Below are 18,418 nucleotides of genomic sequence, written 5' to 3'. Positions count from 1 at the left end.
CGATGTCCGGGGCAGGAGGCCGAGGCGCCGCGCTCAGGTCCGGCGGACGGCCATCCGCACCGACTCCCATCCCGGCCAGCCGACGAACCAGACCACCAGGACAACGGTGAGCCGGACGATCCAGGCCCCAAGCTCGGCGGTGTCACTGCTACCGGCACCGGCGCCGCCCACCAGCACCATCATCAGCGCGAGCAGCCCGCAGGCCACGGCCCACGCCACAGCGGCCTTGCCGAACTCACGCCACTCGTACCGGAGCCGTTCCCGGGTGCCGCGTGGAGCGGGCTTCGGTACCGGCGGGCCCGCTCCGAGGCGGTGCGCCACCCGCCTGTCGGCCCAGCGGACCATGCTGTGCCCGAAGGCGACCGAGAAGCCGAGATAACCCGCTGAGAGCCCGTGGACGAACGTGGCGTCGGCCCCGCCCCGCAGGTCCATGACGGTCGCGGCGAGCAGCACGACGTCCACCAGCGGCACGCTGAGGAGCAGTGCGGCCGACAGCCGTTGCCGGCGCAGGACGTACCTGGCCAACAGACCGCCCGCCAGCAGAAGCCAGAATCCGATCTCGCAGCCGACCAGTACCGCGACGAGCATGTGCACCACACCTCCTCGGCGAGAACCCTCCCTCCGTTGTAACACGGACGTCCGAAATAAATCCCTGGGTAGACTCGGACTGTGCCTCGGGCCATAGATCACGAGCAGCGGCGGGCCGAGATCGGCGCCGCCGTGCTCCGTCTTGTGGCCCGTGAGGGGATCGACGCGGTCACGGTGCGCCGGGTCGCCGCCGAGTCAGGCTGGTCGACGGGCGTGCTCGCCCACTACTTCGACTCCAAGGACGAGATCCTCGCCGTGGCCTTCCAGGCCAGTTCCGACGCCTACCGGCGCCGGTTCGCGGACATCGCCGCCGACGCCCCGCCACGCACCGTCCTGCGGGCTGCACTCACCGGGCTGCTTCCGCTCGACGAGGCCCGCCGTGACGAGCTGCTGGTCTGGTACGGCTTCGTCAGCCGGGTACTGGCGAGCGAGATGCTGCGCGCCTTCCCCAGGGATGCCTATCGCGAGCTGCGGACCATCCTCGCCGAGGTGATCACGGCCGGCCAGCACGCCGGTGAGATCCGCGCCGATCTGCGGCCGGGCGACGAGGCGCGTGCCCTGCTGGCGTTCTGCGACGGGCTGGCACTGCAGCACCTGTTCGACCCGGCGGAGCTGGACCACGGCGAGCTCGTGCGGCTGCTGGAGCGCCGGCTGGCCGCACTGGAACCCGCCCCCGACGTCCGTCCCGGCGCCCCTGCCGTCTGACCGCATGACCGTATGACCTTCGGGCGCCCCGGACAGCTACCCGACACCCGAATCACCCCGGCCAGACCCCGCTATCACGTCCACCTGCTCGCGCGAACGGTGCCGAGCGGGTCGGGACGGACTTTTGTCGGAGTCATGACACAGACCCCATCGTCTACGAGTAGACGCCTTTGGTTATGTATGGGGACTGCTACCGACACGTCCTATAGCGTGATCGGGTTGGCGTGGCGGGGACGGAGGCCATGGGTAGCTCACTGGTACCGATCATGCTCATTGTGGTGCTTCTTGTGGGCGCCGTTGTCTTTGTTGTGCTCTCCAGTCGGGCCCCGCGCACCGGGGCCGACGCCGGGCGCCGGCGGACGCTGGAGACACGCCGGTCACGGCCGGGGGCCATCCCGTTGCGGGAGCAACCAAGCCCGGAGCCACCGGGCGAGCCGAGCGGCCCGGATGCCACGGATGACCCGGACGGCATGGTTCCGGGGTTCTCCGCTCCGGCCGCTGCGGGCGGGCCTGTCGCGGGCGGGCCTGTCGCGGGTGGACCGGCCGCACCGGGCTACAACGCGGCCGAGACGACCGGCGGCGAGGACGCCGCGGACTCGGGCGAGGCCACCCTCTCGGCGTGGGATGACGCTACCGGATGGAACGAGTGGGTCGACACGGACGCCACCCGGGTCAGCAGCCTGAACGAGCCCGACCTGGGCGATGAAACCGACACGGCCACGACCACGGCGGATGACCGCGAGGACGCGGGTCACAATATCGGTGGCGTGTACCCACCGCACGCCACGGGCGGATTCGACTCAGGCAGCAGGGACACCTACATGAACGACAGCCGGGACCCGGACGCCACCGGGTGGACCCCGCCTCCCAGCGGCCGCCCGCACCACAGCGACGTCGACGACTCCGCCTACCGGCTGTCGACGGCGCAGGAGGGCCGGGGGCCGGCCACCGGAGGCTTCCCGATCCCCGAGCCACCCACACACGCGGGGTACTCCGATGCGGGGCATGCGGGGAGCTCAGGCCCGGGGTACCCCGGGCCGGGGTCCTACCCCGATCCCGCGGCCGCGCAGACCAGGCGGGTTCCCGTAAGCCCGGAGCATGCGCCGAGCTGGGGCTCGAGCCACGCACCGGCACCGCCCGCCCCACCCCTGCTGCCTCCGCTGCAGGCTCATCCGCAGGCGCAGGCTGAGGCGGAGGGCACCTCGCCCGAATCAGGCGAGGCTGGCATCGTCGCGGCCGAACCGGCCCAGACCACGACGCCGGCGCTGCGCCTCGCCGCGGCCGGGCGTTCCAGGCGCGGCAAACGTGGCGGCCCGAACGAGGACGCCTGGGTCGTCTCGGACGGCCTGCTGGCGGTGGCGGACGGCGTCGGCGGCGAGGCCGCGGGCCAGATCGCGTCCACGCTCGCGGTCACCACCGTCGCGGGCTTCCGCCCCCAGTACGCCCGGGACCCGGTTGACGGCCTGCGTCAGGCCATCGCGCGGGCCAACCAGGTCGTCCGGGAGAAGCCGCGGGAGGAGCCGGCCTGGCGGGGCATGGCCTGCACGCTCGACGTCGTCATCCTCGGGCGGCAGCAGTCGACCGGCGAGACCCTGTTCATCGCCCACGTCGGTGACAGCTCGGTCTGGCTGCAGCCGCAGAAGGGGCGCCCACACCAGATCACGACGCCGCACGCGATCAAGAACGGCCCGCTGCTCAACGCGATCGGCCTCGCCGACCAGATCGAGGCGGATCTTCTGCACGAGCCGGTGCGCGCGGGCGACCGGGTGATTCTCGCCAGCGACGGCATCACGAAGGTCATGACCCCGGAGCAACTGCTCGGGCTCATGACCGAACTCGGCGCCGAGCCACCGGAGAAGGCCGCGGACGCCCTCGTCGAGGCCGCACTGATCGCCGGCGCTCGAGACGACACGACGATCGTGGTCGCCGACCTCGTGTCGGAGCCGTCGTCACGGTGACGACCCGCCGCGGGTGACGCGGGGTATGAGGCTCGACCCCGCGTTCCTGTTCGGGCCCGTGAGCCGGATCGGCCGGATGCTCCGGTGGCTGCGCCGCCATCTGCTCAGCATGTTCGTGGTGCTGGGGCTCATCGCGCTGGCGCTGAGCCTCATCGGTACCTACCAGCACTTCGCGGCCACGCCGGAAAGTTTCACGTGGACCAACGTGGTCTTCTTCGCGTCAACCCTGTTCCTCGCGGACGGGACGATGTTCGAGGGCGGCGGGCAGTTCCCTCCCGCGCTGGAGGTTGCCCGCTTCCTGGCGCCGCTGGCCACCGCGGTGGGCGTCGCCGACGCGGCCAGCACCCTTTTCGCGCACCGGTTCGAGCAGTTCCGGGCCCGGCACGCCCGCCGGCACGTCGTCGTCTGCGGTAGCGGCCCGACGGCGTCGGCGCTGGTGGACAAGCTGGTGGGGTCCAGGCGGGTGGTGCTGGTCGCCGAGGACGCCGAACGCGAGTACCCGGACGCCGAGCGCCCCCCGAACCTGCTCCGCATCAACGGGGATCCGGCCGAACTGCTCGTGCTTCAGGGGGCCGGGGTCGCGCGTGCCGACGTCATCTACAGCTGCCTCGCCGACACCGCCTCCAACCTGGCCGTCACCCTCACCGCCCGGGCGGTCCTGCGGGCCGGGCGCACCCGCGCCCGGTTCCGCCGGTTCACCGACGCCCGGGCGGACAACCCACTGCGCTGCCTCGCCCAGGTCGGAGACCTGTCGTTGCTCCCGCACCTGCGCGCTCGGTGGATCGGGCTGGAGGGCGACCCGGGCTTCCGGCTCGACTTCTTCGCGGTCGAGGTCCTCGGCGCGCATTCCCTGCTCAACAGCAACGCCCCGGCCTGGTCCCGGCCGGGGCACGACGACACCGCACCGCACGATCCGCCGCACCTGGTCGTCCTGGGCACCTCGGGCCTCGGGCAGGCCGTCGTCATGGAGCTCGCGCGGCGGTGGCGGGACAACAGCCCGGCCGGCGGCCCGTTGCTGCGCATCGTGCTGTGCGCACCGGACGCGTCCGTCAGGGCCGCCGCGATGCGCTCACGTGAGCCCGCGCTCGGCCGGGTCACGCTGCTGTGTCACGACAGCGCCTCCGGTGACGTCCCCCCCGAACTCGTCCTGATCAGCCGCGCGCCGGGCGAGCCACCGACACCACCCGAGTTCGTGTACGTCTGCCATCGGGAGGAGGAGGAGGCGCTGCTGCGCGGTCTCGAGGTGGTCCGCGCGGTCGGTGCCGGCAGCCTCGGCGTCAACCGCACCAGGATCGTCGTGCGGACGGGGCGCCAACGCAGCTTCGAGGACGTGTTCGGCCCGCGTGAGCCACCCACCGACGAGACTGACCCGGCCGGCGATGGTGGGCTGCTGGACAACGTCGGCGGTGGGCTGCGGTTCTTCGCCGTGAACGACGAGGCGCTGCCGCTCGACCCCGGAGCCAACGATCTCATCGAGAACTTCGCTCAGATCATCCATGAGAAGTACCTCACGAAGGAGCTCGCCGCGGGCGCGCAGATCGGCTCACGGCGCGGTCTGCGCCCGTGGGCGGAGCTGGCCCCTGATCTCCAGGCCTCGAACCGGGCACAGGCGATCGGCTACAGCGAGGTCCTGCGCCGGCGGAACTGGATGCTGGTGCCCCTGGGGGAGCATGATCCGGAGTTCGTCTTCACCGACGAGGAGGTGGAACAGCTGGCTCCCGAGGAGCACCTGAGGTGGCGGCGCGAGCGGGAGAGCCGCGGGATGCGGTTCGGGCCCACCGAACAGGACGGCTCCCACCCGTCACTCATCGAGTGGGAGAGCCTCTCCGCGGAAGATCAGGACCGCAGCCGAGCCGTCGTGCTCAACATGCCGGTGGTGCTCGCCGCGGCGGATCTCGGCATCGTGCGGATGATGCCCCGACCGCCGGACCCGCCCGCCTGACCCGAACGTCTGGCCCGGAAGCTGGTTCAGTGCAGGCGTTCGTCGGCCGGGCAGTCCAGGGCGCTGGCACGCGTCAGACCGTCCACCGACAGGCGCGCCGACAGACGGACGGCCCCACTGGACTGGGTGAGGATGCCGGTCCAACCCCCTGCCGCACGGAACACACAGGCGTCACCTTCGGTGAGCTGCCAGTACGGGGTGTAGTGCACCAGGACCGTGGCGAAGCCCGGGTTCGCGAACGACACCGCGATCGAGCTGACGCCCAGCTCGGTGAGGGTGGCCGGCCCGTGGACCAGACCCGCGGAGTCCCGGACCAGCCAGATCTTCCAGTCCGCGTTCTGCCACGCGAGCTCCAGGTACGGCAGCCCGGAACGGAGCAGCTCGGCCTCGGCCACCGCGGACGGGTCGAGATCGACGTTCGGCAGCGCGACATAGGTGACGCCCCGGGCAAGCAGCCAGTCGTGATACGTCTCGGCCGTCAGCGTCCCGTCGTAGAACAGCGCGTTGTACTTGCTGTCGGCCTGGCGCAGCCACCCCCGGCTCATGGGGATCCGCGGGGGCACATAGCGTGCCTCCCAGTGCGACCGGGTGAAGGGAATCTCCACCCGGCCGACCGGCACGGGGCTGTCGTTGTCCAGGTAGTCCAGCATCTCGGTGTAGTAGCCAGGCGACGCTGACGGATCACCATGTGTGACCAGGGCTCCGTGGACCGGGCCGATCTGCCAGGCGATCAGTGGAATCGCCACCACGGCCAGCGCCCGCGGGCGGCCGGCCAGGAACACCGCGGCGGCCGGCCCGGCGAGCATCGTCGCCGGGCGGGCTATGTTGCCGCCGATCTGGGTGGGCACGAAGAAGAAGAAGATCGCCGCCGCCGCCCACAGCAGCAGACCGTTACGGACCGCCCGCCGATCCTTCGGCACCAGCAGCAGCCCGCACCCGATCAGCGCCAGCAAGGAGATGAACGTGACGGCCGGGAACGGCTGGTAGCCCTCGTCGGGGAAGGCCAGCGCGACGATGATCCCCGCGGTCGCGCCCAGGAACCCGGCGAGCACCCGGCGCGGCAGCGACCCGAGCAGAGCCAGGCCGACCATCAGCACGAAGCCGGCGGCAAGCGGCGACGCGAGCGACGACAGCACCGCGCCGAGCCACACCAGCCAGACCCTGCGCTCCCTCGCGCCGACCAGCGCGAGGGCACCGAAGGCCATGCCGAGCGCGAACGGCATCCGGCCGACGACCAGGTTGGCCACGGTCGCTACCGCGAACCACACCAGCGCCAGATCATGCCCGCGGCGGCCCCCCGGCCCACGCAGCAGCCTCGTCACGATCGCGGTCGAGGCGACACACGCCAGCACCCCGATGGTCTGGACCCCGAGCAGGGCACCCAGCGGGGGAAAGAGCACACTGTAACCGAGTATGGGATGGCCGCCGTACCAACCGTCGTCCCACAGAAGCGCTCCGCCGTGCTCGAACAGCCAGACCCGATACTCCTGAGCGGGAGTGTCCGGGCCGGTCACGTCGAAGCACACCGAGATCAGACAGAGCACGGCGGTCAGCAGCCAGGGCCTGCGCACCACCGCGGTGCCCAGCGCCGCTGCCGCCTCGGCCAGCCGGCTACGGCGACGAGGGCCCACGGCGAGGCAGGAGGTCTGCGGGAGTGAGTCGTGGCGACGACCGGTCCCACTGTGGCGCGCCAGCTCGGGCGATTCCGGGATTTCGCCGGTGGTGGTCCCGAGCGGCGGATCAGGCGTCGCCAGCAGGCCCACCCGCCACCTCCCAGGCTCACACGGCCGGCCCCACCGGCACCCTGATCAATACGCACGGACACAGCGTCGACATCTTCGCCGCTGACACCGCCAGCGCCACCGACACCGCAGCCACCGGCACCGCCGACGCAGCCAGCGCCACCGGCACCGCCGACGCAGCCAGCGCCGCCGACGCCACCGCTGCCGACACTGCGGGTGCCCCGGCCGGCCGCCGGGCAGGCACGCCGCCAGGGCGGCGACTGATCGTGGCGGGCACGATCGCCGCGATCATCGCCATGGTCGGCGAGGCCCGGCTCGGCCCCCGGGACCCACAGGCCAGCGACCCGTCGTCCTGGTGGGGAATTCTCCCATCCGCGCCCCCCTCGGACACGGTCAGGGGCGTGCTTGCGGCCACAGCGGTGCTGGCCGTGATCGCCCTCTGCCTGACCTGGGTCATCCTGCTGCGGCACGCCCTGCGTCACGCGCTCCCGGCCCGGACGGCCGCCGTCGCCGCCCTCGCGTGGGCAACCCCGTTCGCGGTTGGCCCTCCGTTGTTCAGCCGGGACGTCTACGCGTACGCGGCCCAGGGCGAACTCGCCCGGTACGGGCTGGATCCGGCAACCCACGGGATCGGCGATCTGCTCTCACCGGACGCGGCCGGCACGGCGGGCGCGGCATTCGTCGCCGCCGTCGACCCCCGGTGGCGCGAGACACATGCTCCCTATGGCGGGCTCGCCGTGGGTGTGGAACGGTTCGCGGCGGCGGTCGGGAACGCTCTGGGGTCCGGCCCCGCCACCGTGACAGTCGTGCTGCGGATCATCGCGGTGGTCTCCACTGTTGCCCTCGTCCTGCTGATGCTGCGCCTGTGGCGCAGGCCGGGCCCACTCACCGCCGGGACGGGTTCGCTCACCGCGGCAAGCTCACCCGCCGGCACGGGTACGGAACCCGGCCCCGCGGACTCCTACGCCTCGATCGTGCTCGTCCTGCTCGCGGCCAATCCGTTCGTGATCATCCATCTGATCGGTGGAGCGCACCTGGACGCGCTCGCCGCGGCACTGCTCGCGGCCGCGCTGGTCGTCGACCGGATGCGCGTCCGCGAGCGGCCCTCCCCCGGGCACCACGACCTGTTGCTCGGCGCGGCGGCCGTGGCCCTTGCCTGCCTCGCCGGGAGCGTCAAGGCAACCGCCTTCCTCGGGGTCGCCTGGCTCGTGGTCGCCCACGCCCGGGACGGATGGCGACGATCCCTGGGAGCGGACGTCGCCGCCGGGACGATCGCGGTTGTCGCCGCCAGTGCCGCGGGCGGCTTCGGGCCGACCTGGCTCGGCGCGCTGGCGACGTCCGGCAAGCTCGAGACGGGTGTGGCCCCGGCGTCGATCCTCGCGACCGCGGCCGGTGCGCTGGCCCACCTGGTCGGGCTGGATGTCACGGACGACAGCCTGCTGCGGGCCACCCGCGCCCTGACCCTGCTCACGGCTGGTCTCATCGTCGGCTGGCTCCTGTTGCGGGCCTGGTCAAGGCCGCCCACGAGCGGACACCGGGATGATCTGGCCGTCGTGGGCTACGGCGGGATGGCCGTGGCTCTCGGTTCCCCGGTGCTCTACCCGTGGTATCTCGCGCTCAGCGTGCCGTTCCTGGCAGCGCTCGTCGCGCTCGCCGCACTCGACCGACGGACCAAGGCAGTGCTCGCGCTGGTCGTGGTCACGTCGGTGTGGCTGTGTGCCGCGACGTTGTCACCGCTCGCCGCAACCTGGCGGCTGCTCGGCCGAGCCGGGGTACCTGGCGCGGTAGCGGCGGCGGCACTGGTTCTGCTCGCGCTGGCGGCGGCGGCGCCGCAGGTCCAGCGGCGCGCGGCTCGCTCGCGGTAGCCCGCAGCGCATACCACGCGGCTACTACAAGCAGCAGGTTCCGCGCGATCAGCAGCAGCCCTCCGACCACCCGGCCCTGCACGACATCGTTGTACCGCCACGGGTAGACGATCTGCGTCAGCAGGCAGGCAGCAACGAGCAGCACCGTCAGATCCCGCCGGCCGGCCCACAGCCCACCCCGCCGCCAGCCTCGCCGTCCGGGCAGTCGGCCGAGAGGGTGCCCGTCCGGCTGGCTGACCGAACCGTCCGGCTCCCCGGCCCCGCCCGGCACCGGGCGAGTGCAGGCGAGCTGGGCCGCGGCCAGCGCAAGCAGCCAGACCAGATACTGCGGGCTCAGCACCCGTGAGGTGACCATGATGATGAGCACCGCGGCCAGAGCACGGCCCGCGGTCCCGGCCGCGGCTGCAGCCGCAGTCTGCGCCTCTTTCTCCCGCGGCCGGCGCCCCCACCACCACACCACCGCCACACCGATCAGAGCCATCTCGACGAGAGAACACGCGGAGGCGACACCCCGGGCGGCCGGGCTGTCGAACTGGAGCGACCCGTAGGAGTACGTCGGGCCGGAGCCGGCCCCGAACATCGCCGCCACGACGAAGGGTGTGGCCGGTACTGCCTCGACCTGCAGGCCCCGGGCCCGCTGTGCGTCCAGGAAGCCGAGCGCGCCGTGCCACCAGCCGGCGGTCAGGAGCACCGCGGACAGCCCGGCGGCCACGGCCGCGGCACCGGCCGCGATCCACCCGAACCGCGCCGGGGCCGCGTGCCGACGGCCGAGGGCGACGAGCAGCAGCCCTGGCCACACCTTCACCGCGGCGCCGAAGGCCACCCAGCCACCGAAGCGACCGAACCGGTCGCGGTCGCCGCCGGGGCTGGGGCTGGGACCAGGGCCGCTGCCATCACGGCCCAGCGCGAGCACGGCCGCGAGCGCACCGGCGGCGGGCACCAGGTCGAAACGGGCCACGGTGACCGGGCCCAGCGCCAGGGTGCCCAGCAGCCACCAGTTCGCCGCGCGGCGCGAACGCCGGGCCAGCGCCCAGGTCACGACCGCGTCGAGCCCGAGGATCAGCAGGTAGAACGAGACCTCGTACGGGACACCCAGCAGTTCCCTCGGCACGGCCGGCAGTGCCAGCACCACCGCGGCACCCGGCGGGTACTGCCACTTCTCGTCACCGGGAACCTGCCCCTGCGCGACGAGCGTGTGCCCCCAGTCCCGGTAGAGATCCACATCGCCGAGAACGCTCTGCTGCGCGCCGAACACCTGCCCGGCCAGCGCCAGCACGAGGAGCACCGCACGGCTCAGTGCCCAGCGGACGAGCAGCGGGCGGCCGAACAGCGACCGGCCGAACGGACTCACCCAGGCACGTCGCATCTGCCGAAAAGTACCTGCCGCGCCGGCACGGCAGGTACCGGCGTGAGAAAGTCATCGCCATGCGAGTACGCTTCGCTACCTAGCGTTACATCACCGGCTCGGCGTCCCGATGGCCAAGCGTCACCCGCCCTGGACGCTGCCCGACAGCAGAAGTCACGGAGGTGCTCTGTGATCCTCGGGACCGGCTCCGCCTGGGACACGGCGTGCGTGCAGCTTGCCGACGCCGTCCGCCACCTGGGCCTGGACGACGGCATGCACGACCTGCTGCGCACCCCGCGCCGATCGATCTCCGTCTCGGTGCCGCTGCTGCGCGACGACGGGCAGCTGCTCGTCCTGTCCGGCTACCGGGTCCAGCACAACCTGGCGCGTGGGCCCGCAAAGGGCGGCCTGCGCTACCACCCATCCTGCGATCTTGACGAGGTCAAGGCCCTCGCCATGTGGATGACCTGGAAGTGCGCGCTGATGGGGATCCCCTACGGCGGGGCGAAGGGCGGGATCGCCGTCGAGCCGGGCCTGCTCTCACGGCAGGAACGTGAGCGGATGACCCGGCGGTACGCGGCCGAGCTGGTGCCGCTGATCGGGCCGGACAAGGACATCCCGGCGCCGGACGTCGGCACCGACGAGCAGACCATGGCCTGGATCATGGATACCTACTCCACGCACACCGGCCACACCGCCGCGGGCGTGGTCACCGGCAAGCCGCTGTCGATCGGCGGATCCGCCGGGCGGGCCGGGGCCACCAGCCGTGGCGTCCAGCTGGCGGCGTTCGCCGCGCTGCGCGAGCTCGACAAGGAGCCCAGGGAGACCACGGTCGCCGTGCAGGGCTTCGGCAAGGTCGGTGCGCTCGCCGCCCAGTACCTGCACGACGCCGGCTGCCGCCTGGTCGCGGTGTCCGACGTCAAGGGCGGCGTCCACAACAGCGCGGGGCTCAACCCGACAGCACTGATCCGGCACGTGGCCCGCGGCGGCGACACGGTCGTCGGCTACCCCGGCACCGACACGATCACCAACGACGAGCTGCTCGAGCTGGACGTCGACATGCTGGTCCCCGCGGCCCTCGAGGGTGTGATCAACGTCGGGAACGCCGACCGGGTCAAGGCGCCACTGATCGTCGAGGGCGCGAACGGACCGGTGACGGCGGAGGCCGACCGGATCCTGACCGGGAACGGCACGGTGATCGTGCCGGACATCCTCGCCAACGGTGGCGGCGTCGCCGTCTCCTACTTCGAATGGGTGCAGGACATCCAGGCGTACTTCTGGTCGGAGGACCAGGTGAACGACCGCCTGCGCGAGCTGATGCTGCGCGCCTACCGGGAGGTCTCCGCGCTGGCCCGCGAGCGGCGGGTGAGCCTGCGCACCGCCGCCCACATCATCGGCGTCGCCCGCGTCGCCGAGGCGCACCGGACCCGGGGCCTGTACCCCTGACCTGCTGGCCGCCGCGCTGCGGGCCCGCGGGCTCCGGCCCGTGCCGACTGACCTCCTCCGCGACCATCCTGGCCAGCGCGAACAGGGCGGCCTCGGCGTCCGCCGGTGCGGTCCGGTTGCGGCGCCGATGGCCGCAGTCCACACAGTGATGGGTCAGGATGCTGTCCCTGGCCCGCATCTCCACCGCGACCGGGCGCATCAGCCCCCGACACGCCGCCGCGCGGTCGCCGGGGTGGACGTCCACATGCCGCGACCACAGGCAGGCCGGACAGTGGTTCGTGTAGCCGTCACCCCGGACCGTCGCCCCGCACACCAGGCACTCGAAGTCCTCCGGCGTGCGGGCGAACCGGCGGGACTCACCCCCGGCCCCCTCTTCGGGACCTGCCGTCTCCTCATGCGGTCGCACCGCTCAACGGTATGAGTCGCCCCGCCTGCGCGGTATGGGCCGGCGGCGCTGGACCGATGCCATCGACGCCATGGGCCGTCCGACGCTATGGGCCACTGAGGGCCGACGCGCCCGGTGTGTCCGGAGGAACGAACCGGGATGTGGGACCCACGGGATGAAATAGTGGGCGGCGTCCCTGCCTCCCCAGCGAGGCTGTTGCCCCGCAAGGAGGTTCGCCGTGCCCCCCGCCCCCGGATCGGACGCTGCCGATTCCGGCCCGGCTGTGGGCGGCGGCAGCCTGAGCGAGCGGGATGCCCGGATGCTGGCGTTCGAGAAGAAGTGGCCGGTGCACACCGGCCCCAAGGATGCCGCGATCCAGGCCGAGTTCGGTCTGTCGTCGACCCGCTATTACCAGAAGCTGCATGTACTGATCGAGTCACCAGCCGCGCTGGCCGCCGAGCCGATGCTCGTCAACCGGCTGCAGCGGCTGCTTGACGAACGCCGGCGCGCCCGCGCCGGCGCCCTGGACGACGCCGGCGCGCCCGGCGGCGACGATCCCGACGACGCATGAGGAGAGCCCCGTGCCCAGTGGCTCCCACCCCTACCGAAACCGCGGTAGTGACCGCCTGCGCACGGCGGCCGCCACCGCCGTGGCCGTGCTGGCCGTGCTCGCCGGCATCCTGCTGGTGAACCTGTTCAACGGCGACACCGATGACGAGGTCGCCGCCGCGGGGGCCAGCCCCACCCGGGCCGCGTCCGCCGAGCCGACGAGGCCGGCCGAGACCACCGAGCCGACCAGGCCCGCCGAATCCACCCGGCCGGCCGAGACCACCGAGCCGACACCATCCCGGCAGGCGACGCCGACGACCGCCCCGGCCACGCCGAAACCCGGGTCCGACCCGGCGGCGCCGCACGTGGTCGCGCCCGTCATCGTGCTGAACAACTCCCGGATCGCCAAACTCGCCGACCGCGCCGCCGACAAGGTGGAGGCCGCCGGCTTCAAGGTCGAGCGGACCGGCAACTACGTGGGCCAGTACAACGTCCCGGTCACGACTGTCTTCTACGACCCCGAGGACGCCGAGGCGGCCCGCACTCTGCTGGAGACCGTCCCCGGGGTTGACCGCATGGTCCCCCGCGCCGAGACGCGAATCGTCGAGACGGACACCCTCATCCTGGTCATCACCAGGGACTTTCCTGCCGGCGACCAGCCCTGACGGCAGCCGGCCCGCCACCACCCACCGCATGCGACCGGGAGCGATCGTGACCGAATCCTCGACCTCGCCGCCCACCGGCCGGGCCGCGCCCGCCACCGTGGAATCCCCGCCGACCCCACGCACCCCGGCCGGCGGTGCCGGTCTGGCCGCCCTGTTGACCGCACCGGAGAACGCCCTGGTCGCGCTCGACTACGACGGCACCCTGTCACCGATCGTGTCCCGGCCCGGGGACGCCGTTCCCGCCCCGGGCGCCATGGCGGCGCTGAGCCGGATCGCCCGCCGGGTCGGCACCGTGGCGATCATCACCGGCCGGCCGGTGGACGCCGTCCTGCAGCTCACCGAGGCGGCGCGGTTCGCCGACCTCGGCCGGCTGCTCGTCCTCGGCCAGTACGGGCTGCAGCGCTGGGACGCCGAGACCGGGCAGACCACCAGCCCGGAGCCGCTGCCCGGGGTGGGCACCCTGCGCAGTGCCCTCACCGAGGCACTCCAGGATGCCCCGGCCGGGACGTCCGTCGAGGACAAGCAGCACGCCCTGGTCGTGCACGTCCGGCGGACCGCCGACCCGGACGCCACGCTCGCCGCGCTGACGCCGGCCCTGAGCCGGCTGGCCCAGGACCACGGTCTGGAGGCCGCGCCCGGCAAGCGGGTGCTGGAGCTGCGCCCACCCGGTCATGACAAGGGCCGGGCGCTGCGCGCGCTGATCGCCGAGCGCGGGGCCCGGTCGGTGCTGGTCGCCGGTGACGACCTGGGCGACCTGCCCGCGTTCGAGGCGGTCGACGAGCTGCGGGCCAGCGGCGTGGGTGGCGTCACCGTGTGCAGTGACAGCCCCGAGGTGCCGGACGCACTGCGCCTGCGGGCGGATCTGGTCGTCGACGGCCCGGCCGGCATGGTCACCCTGCTGGAGGTCCTGGCCGACCGGCTGATGCCCTGACCTGTCAGGCCCGACGTCCGAGACCGACGCCGGGCACTGATGCCTCAGCCGCCCCGAAGCACTGAGGATTTTGGTCGTTCCAGCGACCAAAATCCTCTGATCTTGTCCGGCAACAACGGCCTCAACTCGAAGAGTTGAGGATCCTGGTCGTGCTGACAACCAGGATCCTCAGATCTTGCCCAGCAGCAACGGCGGCCTGAGGCACCAGAGGCCACGGTGGGGCCAGCGGCGGGCCAGAGGCGGGGTGGGGCCACGAGCCGCACCAGTCGGCGGTCGGCTGGTTGGCTAGCCGGCGATCTCGTCGAGCTGCGCCCGGAACCACGCGCGCGGCGGCAACTGCGCGGCGATCGCGGCGAGCCGCCCGGTCCGGGCGCACCGTTGCGCCGGGTCCATGGTCAGCGCGGTGTGCATCGCCTCCGCGGTGGCGGTGACGTCGAACGGGTTCACCACCAGGGCGTCGGCGGACATCTGCGAACAGGCGCCGGCCTCCCGGGAAAGGATGAGAACGGCGTTCTCCGTGGAGACGACCATCCCCTCCTTCGCGACTAGGTTCATCCCGTCCCGGATGGGGTTGACCACCAGGACGTCCGCCAGGCTCATCGCGGCCAGCGAGCGCGGGAAGTCGTCGCTGATCTCCAGGTGCACGGGCAGCCAGCTCTCGGTGCCGAACTCGGCCTCGATCTCCGCCGCGATGCGCTGCACCGCCGCGGTGTACTCGCGGTACTCGGGCAGATCGTGCCGCGACGGGTACGCGCAGACCAGATGCATCACCCGCCCGTGCCATTCCGGATGTGCGCGCAGCAGCTCGCGGTAGGCGTCCAGCCCGCGGACGATGTTCTTCGACAGCTCGGTGCGGTCGACCCGCACCACCAGTCGGCAGCCACCAGCCAGCTCACGCAGCTCGGCCACCCGCTCCTGCACATCCGGCCGGGTGGCACGGTCCCGCAGCTCGGCGGCGTCCACACCGAGCGGGTAGAGGCTCGTCCGCACCGTGCGCCCGCCGGCCGAGATCGCATCGCCCTCGACCGTCGCGCCCAGGATCTCGGCACAGCACTCCCGGAAGGCCTCCGCCCAGGCGGGGGCGAGGAAACCGAGCCGGTCGGCCCCGAGCATGCCCCGCAGGATGGCCGCCGCCACCGAGTCGGGCAGCATCCGGAAGTACTGCGGTGGCGACCAGGGTGTGTGGCTGAAGTGGGCGATGCGCACATCCGGCCGGATCGCGCGCAGCAGGGCCGGCACCAGCGTCAGGTGATAGTCCTGGACGAGGACGCACGCCCCCGGCGCGGCCTGCTCGGCGAGCGCCTCGGCGAAGGCGGCGTTGTAGTCCTCGTAGGCTGCCCAGTCCTGCCGGAACGACGCCCCGAAGCTCGGTTCCGTCGACGGCGAGTGCAACAGGTGCAGGACGAACCAGAGCGTCCGGTTGGCGACCGCGTTGTAGGCCCGGTCGAACAGCACCCGGTCCAGGTCGAGCATGCGGACCGAGGCACCGCCGGTGTCGTAGCCGGCCTGGTCGATGCGGCCGCCCGGCGCCGAGCGGGCCGCCCGGCGGTCGGCCTCGCTGAGTGCGGTGCAGACCCAAAGCAGCTCGCCGCCGTCCTCGGGCGCGTCCTGCACGACCTGGGCGAGACCGCTGACCAGCCCGCCGCCACCGCGTCGAGGGATCAGCAGGCCGTCATCCCCGACCGCGAAGGAGACCGGACCCCGGTTCGACGCGACCAGCAGGTCGGCCTGGAACGAGCCGGCACCGGCCTGCGCCGCGAGCTCCCCGATGCCCGGCATGTGACGCACACAGCGGAGCGTAGGACATCGAGCGCCCTGTCGGGGTGTCATCCCCGCACGGCGGGGCTATCGGGCTGCCCCGACACCCCCGCACGGGGGTGTCGGGTTCGTCACTGATCGTTACCAGTCGTTACCGGCCGTCGATAGCGCTGCGGATGGCGCTCGCCCAGCCCAGCCCGACCGCGTCCGACTCGACCACCACGTTGTCGTGCCTGGTGAGTAGTTCGGCGATGTCGGGATGGCGCACCGCGTTGGCCACCAGATGCATCCGGCCCACCGAACGAGCCATCTCCAGATCACTGGCCGAGTCACCGATGGCGATGGCGTCGGCCGGGTCGATCCCGCGCCGCTTGAGGTCGTAGGCCACCGCCTCGCCCTTGCTGACGCCGTCCGGCACCAGGTGATAGACGTGAGGTATCTCACCGAGGTCGGGCATGTTCGCCGGCGAGACCAGCCCGTTGTCACGCATGCTCAGCCAGCCGAAACCGGTCTCGGCGAGCCATTCGTCCACCTCGGCGAGGTTGATCTTGCCGCGCAGCATGACGTCGATCTCCCTGCCCGCGTGCCAGGGCGAATGCAGCTCGAGGCGACCGGGGTGGAGCCGGATCAGCTCGTCGAGCAGGCTCTCCGGCACCTGGGCGTAGGAATCCGGCATGGCACCGCGCAGGATCTCGCTGTCGAGCCAGGTTCCGCTGGTCCACCCGACGATGGCGCCCAGCTCCCCGATGAACCCGTCCGCGCCGAAGATCCCGGCGGCTTCCACGAGCTGCGGCCGCGTCCGCCCCGAGACCAGGACCAGCGCGACACCGGCCTCATGCAGGTCCACCAGCGCGCGGGCCGGTTCCAGGGTGCTGGCCCCGTCCTCGGAGCGGAAGAAGCATCCACGCGGGCCGACCATCGTTCCGTCAAGATCGGTATAGACGATCCGTACAGGCACGCTTACGTCTCCCTCAGTTCGTGACGCCCGTCCGACCCCACAAACTACGGTGCACACCCGCCCACACGCGGACTACAGTACGGACAGACAACTTCATCTGGCTCATCCAGAGGGGCAGAGGGAACGGCCCAGCGAAGCCCCGGCAACCACCGACGCGACCCTGCGCGGCAGGTGCTAATTCCGACCCGGGACGCAGCCGGCGCCCGGGAAAGATGAGGAGTTCACGCATGACTCTCGCGCCCGAGCGCGCCACTCTCCCGAGCCCGGATACCGCGAACCCCGCTGTTTCGCTGTCCTGTCGCCACTGCGGAGCCACCTATCCGCTGTCGCCGACGCACGTCTGTGTGGAGTGTTTTGCGCCACTCGAAATCGCCTACGACGAGGACCGGCTACGCCGGGTCACCCGCGAGTCGATCGAGGCCGGCCCGCAGAACCTGTGGCGCTACGTGGGGCTGCTGCCCGCCGGGCACGTCGCCGAGCGGCGGGTCTCGCTGGGTGCCGGCTGGACGCCGCTGCGCCCCGCGCCGCGGCTGGCAGCCGAGCTGGGCATGCGCACCCTGTGGGTGAAGGACGACAGCGCCAACCCGACGCACTCGTTCAAGGACCGGGTCGTCTCGGTGGCCCTCACCGCCGCCCGTGACCTCGGTTTCACCACTGTGGCCTGCGCGTCCACCGGCAACCTCGCCCAGTCGGTGGCCGCCCACGCGGCGTCCGCCGGGCTGCGCTCGATCGTGCTCGTCCCGCACGACCTGGAAGCCGGCAAGACCGTGTCGACCGCGGTCTACGGCGGCACGCTCGTCGCCATCCAGGGCAACTACGACGACGTGAACCGGCTGTGCAGCGAGCTCGCCGGCGAGTACGAGTGGGCGTTCGTCAACGTCAACGTGCGGCCGTTCTACGCCGAGGGCTCGAAGACGCTCGGGTACGAGGTCGCGGAGCAGCTCGGCTGGCGGCTCCCCGGCCAGGTCGTCGTCCCGATCGCGTCCGGGTCGCTGCTCACCAAGGTCGACAAGGCCTTCGGTGAGCTGGGCAAGCTCGGCCTGGTCGAGCCCACCCCGTACAAGGTCTTCGGCGCCCAGGCCGCCGGCTGCAACCCGGTCGCCTCCGCGTTCGCCCGCGGCGTCGACACGGTGTCCCCGGTGAAGCCGTCCACCATCGCCAAGTCACTGTCGATCGGCAACCCGGCGGACGGCCCATACGCCCTCGACGTCGCCCGCCGCACCGGCGGCGCGATCACGGACGTCACCGACGAGCAGATCGTCGACGGCATCCGCCTGCTCGCCCGCACCGAGGGCATCTTCGGCGAGACCGCCGGCGGCGTCACCGTCGCCTGCCTGCGCCGCCTGCTCGACGAAGGCCGCCTCGACCCGGACGTCGAGACCGTCATCTACAACACCGGCGACGGCCTCAAGACGCTCGACCCGCTGGTGCCCACCGGTGGCCCGACCGCGACGATCCGGCCGTCGCTGTCCGCCTTCGAGGCCGCCGGCCTCGGCGACGACTGATCCACCGCGCTGATACCACGGCTTGGACCACGGCGGCGAGGCGTTTGTCTCACGCCGGGGCGCCTCACGCCGGGGC

14 protein-coding genes, 1 pseudogene and 1 riboswitch are annotated in these 18,418 nt (G+C 72.2%); of the genes and pseudogenes, 9 read left to right on the top strand and 6 right to left on the bottom strand.

Translation table 11 applies throughout. The annotated features are described in order from the left end of the window. Positions 1-33: 33 nt before the first annotated feature. On the bottom strand, positions 34-588 hold the full coding sequence (locus AWX74_RS21215; protein ID WP_091279693.1) for a hypothetical protein: 555 nt from the start codon (positions 586-588) through the stop codon (positions 34-36). Positions 589-669: 81 nt separating this feature from the next. Between AWX74_RS21215 and AWX74_RS21210 the strand changes: the two genes are divergently transcribed. From AWX74_RS21210 to AWX74_RS21200, 3 genes are all read left to right on the top strand, one after another. Beyond that, positions 670-1,293: a TetR/AcrR family transcriptional regulator gene (locus AWX74_RS21210; RefSeq protein WP_091279690.1), complete on the top strand. Its 624-nt coding sequence runs from the start codon at positions 670-672 to the stop codon at positions 1,291-1,293. Between the two features lie 242 nt (positions 1,294-1,535). Further along, positions 1,536-3,251, top strand: coding sequence for a PP2C family protein-serine/threonine phosphatase (locus tag AWX74_RS21205; protein WP_091279688.1), 1,716 nt, complete (start codon positions 1,536-1,538; stop codon positions 3,249-3,251). A 25-nt stretch (positions 3,252-3,276) separates the two neighbouring features. Further along, positions 3,277-5,193, top strand: a complete 1,917-nt coding sequence (locus AWX74_RS21200; protein ID WP_091279685.1) for an NAD-binding protein — start codon at positions 3,277-3,279, stop codon at positions 5,191-5,193. A gap of 26 nt (positions 5,194-5,219) precedes the next feature. Here the strand turns inward: AWX74_RS21200 and AWX74_RS21195 are convergent, their stop codons facing one another. Further along, positions 5,220-6,956 carry a hypothetical protein gene (locus tag AWX74_RS21195; protein WP_091279683.1) on the bottom strand — a complete coding sequence of 579 codons (1,737 nt, stop codon included), beginning with the start codon at positions 6,954-6,956 and terminating at the stop codon, positions 5,220-5,222. Between AWX74_RS21195 and mptB the strand changes: the two genes are divergently transcribed. Continuing rightward, positions 6,848-8,800, top strand: coding sequence for a polyprenol phosphomannose-dependent alpha 1,6 mannosyltransferase MptB (gene mptB / locus AWX74_RS40810; protein WP_397312260.1), 1,953 nt, complete (start codon positions 6,848-6,850; stop codon positions 8,798-8,800). The two genes, AWX74_RS21195 and mptB, sit on opposite strands and share 109 nt — an antisense overlap. Before the next feature lie 460 nt (positions 8,801-9,260). Here the strand turns inward: mptB and AWX74_RS41415 are convergent. After that, a pseudogene (locus tag AWX74_RS41415) lies at positions 9,261-10,166 on the bottom strand (glycosyltransferase 87 family protein); the annotation flags it as partial. Positions 10,167-10,334: 168 nt separating this feature from the next. On the opposite strand from AWX74_RS41415, the gene AWX74_RS21175 reads away from it, so the two are divergent. Next, positions 10,335-11,591, top strand: coding sequence for a Glu/Leu/Phe/Val family dehydrogenase (locus AWX74_RS21175; RefSeq protein ID WP_054568941.1), 1,257 nt, complete (start codon positions 10,335-10,337; stop codon positions 11,589-11,591). Here the strand turns inward: AWX74_RS21175 and AWX74_RS21170 are convergent. Continuing rightward, complete coding sequence (locus tag AWX74_RS21170) at positions 11,536-11,997, bottom strand: RNHCP domain-containing protein (RefSeq protein WP_091279675.1); 462 nt, start codon at positions 11,995-11,997, stop codon at positions 11,536-11,538. The genes AWX74_RS21175 and AWX74_RS21170 overlap by 56 nt on opposite strands. A gap of 217 nt (positions 11,998-12,214) precedes the next feature. Between AWX74_RS21170 and AWX74_RS21165 the strand changes: the two genes are divergently transcribed. From AWX74_RS21165 to otsB, 3 genes are read left to right on the top strand one after another with little or no spacing between them, the layout of a single operon-like run. After that, the gene (locus tag AWX74_RS21165; protein ID WP_091279672.1) at positions 12,215-12,547 is read left to right on the top strand and encodes a DUF3263 domain-containing protein; all 333 of its coding nucleotides are present in this window, start codon (positions 12,215-12,217) and stop codon (positions 12,545-12,547) included. 10 nt (positions 12,548-12,557) lie between these two features. Further along, positions 12,558-13,190, top strand: a complete 633-nt coding sequence (locus AWX74_RS21160; protein ID WP_091279670.1) for a LytR C-terminal domain-containing protein — start codon at positions 12,558-12,560, stop codon at positions 13,188-13,190. Positions 13,191-13,236: 46 nt separating this feature from the next. Next, a complete protein-coding gene (gene otsB / locus AWX74_RS21155; protein WP_091279866.1) occupies positions 13,237-14,121 on the top strand; it encodes a trehalose-phosphatase in 885 nt (294 codons plus the stop codon). Between the two features lie 285 nt (positions 14,122-14,406). Here otsB and AWX74_RS21150 read toward each other — a convergent pair whose 3' ends face one another. After that, positions 14,407-15,900 (bottom strand): alpha,alpha-trehalose-phosphate synthase (UDP-forming), encoded by a 1,494-nt coding sequence (locus AWX74_RS21150; protein WP_091279668.1) that lies wholly within the window; start codon positions 15,898-15,900, stop codon positions 14,407-14,409. Positions 15,901-16,030: 130 nt separating this feature from the next. Then, a complete protein-coding gene (locus AWX74_RS21145) occupies positions 16,031-16,837 on the bottom strand; it encodes an HAD family hydrolase (RefSeq protein WP_091279664.1) in 807 nt (268 codons plus the stop codon). A 99-nt stretch (positions 16,838-16,936) separates the two neighbouring features. After that, a riboswitch (SAM riboswitch) is annotated at positions 16,937-17,056 on the top strand. 8 nt (positions 17,057-17,064) lie between these two features. Here AWX74_RS21145 and thrC point away from each other — a divergent pair. After that, entirely contained in the window at positions 17,065-18,342 is a 1,278-nt protein-coding gene (thrC, locus tag AWX74_RS21140) for a threonine synthase (RefSeq protein WP_054568935.1), read from the top strand. The last annotated feature ends 76 nt before the right edge of the window (positions 18,343-18,418 follow it).

Source organism: Parafrankia irregularis (assembly GCF_001536285.1).
Lineage (GTDB): Bacteria > Actinomycetota > Actinomycetes > Frankiales > Frankiaceae > Parafrankia > Parafrankia irregularis.
The sequence above is the reverse complement of the archived record's forward strand: the minus strand, read 5'-3'. Positions and strand labels throughout refer to the sequence as shown.

What these genes read in the sequence shown, in the direction of transcription:
- AWX74_RS21215 (WP_091279693.1), bottom strand. Translation starts at nt 588, where the DNA reads ATGCTCGTCGCGGTACTGGTCGGCTGCGAGATCGGATTCTGGCTTCTG.
- AWX74_RS21205 (WP_091279688.1), top strand. Translation starts at nt 1,536, where the DNA reads ATGGGTAGCTCACTGGTACCGATCATGCTCATTGTGGTGCTTCTTGTG.
- AWX74_RS21200 (WP_091279685.1), top strand. Translation starts at nt 3,277, where the DNA reads ATGAGGCTCGACCCCGCGTTCCTGTTCGGGCCCGTGAGCCGGATCGGC.
- AWX74_RS21150 (WP_091279668.1), bottom strand. Translation starts at nt 15,900, where the DNA reads ATGCCGGGCATCGGGGAGCTCGCGGCGCAGGCCGGTGCCGGCTCGTTC.
- thrC (WP_054568935.1), top strand. Translation starts at nt 17,065, where the DNA reads ATGACTCTCGCGCCCGAGCGCGCCACTCTCCCGAGCCCGGATACCGCG.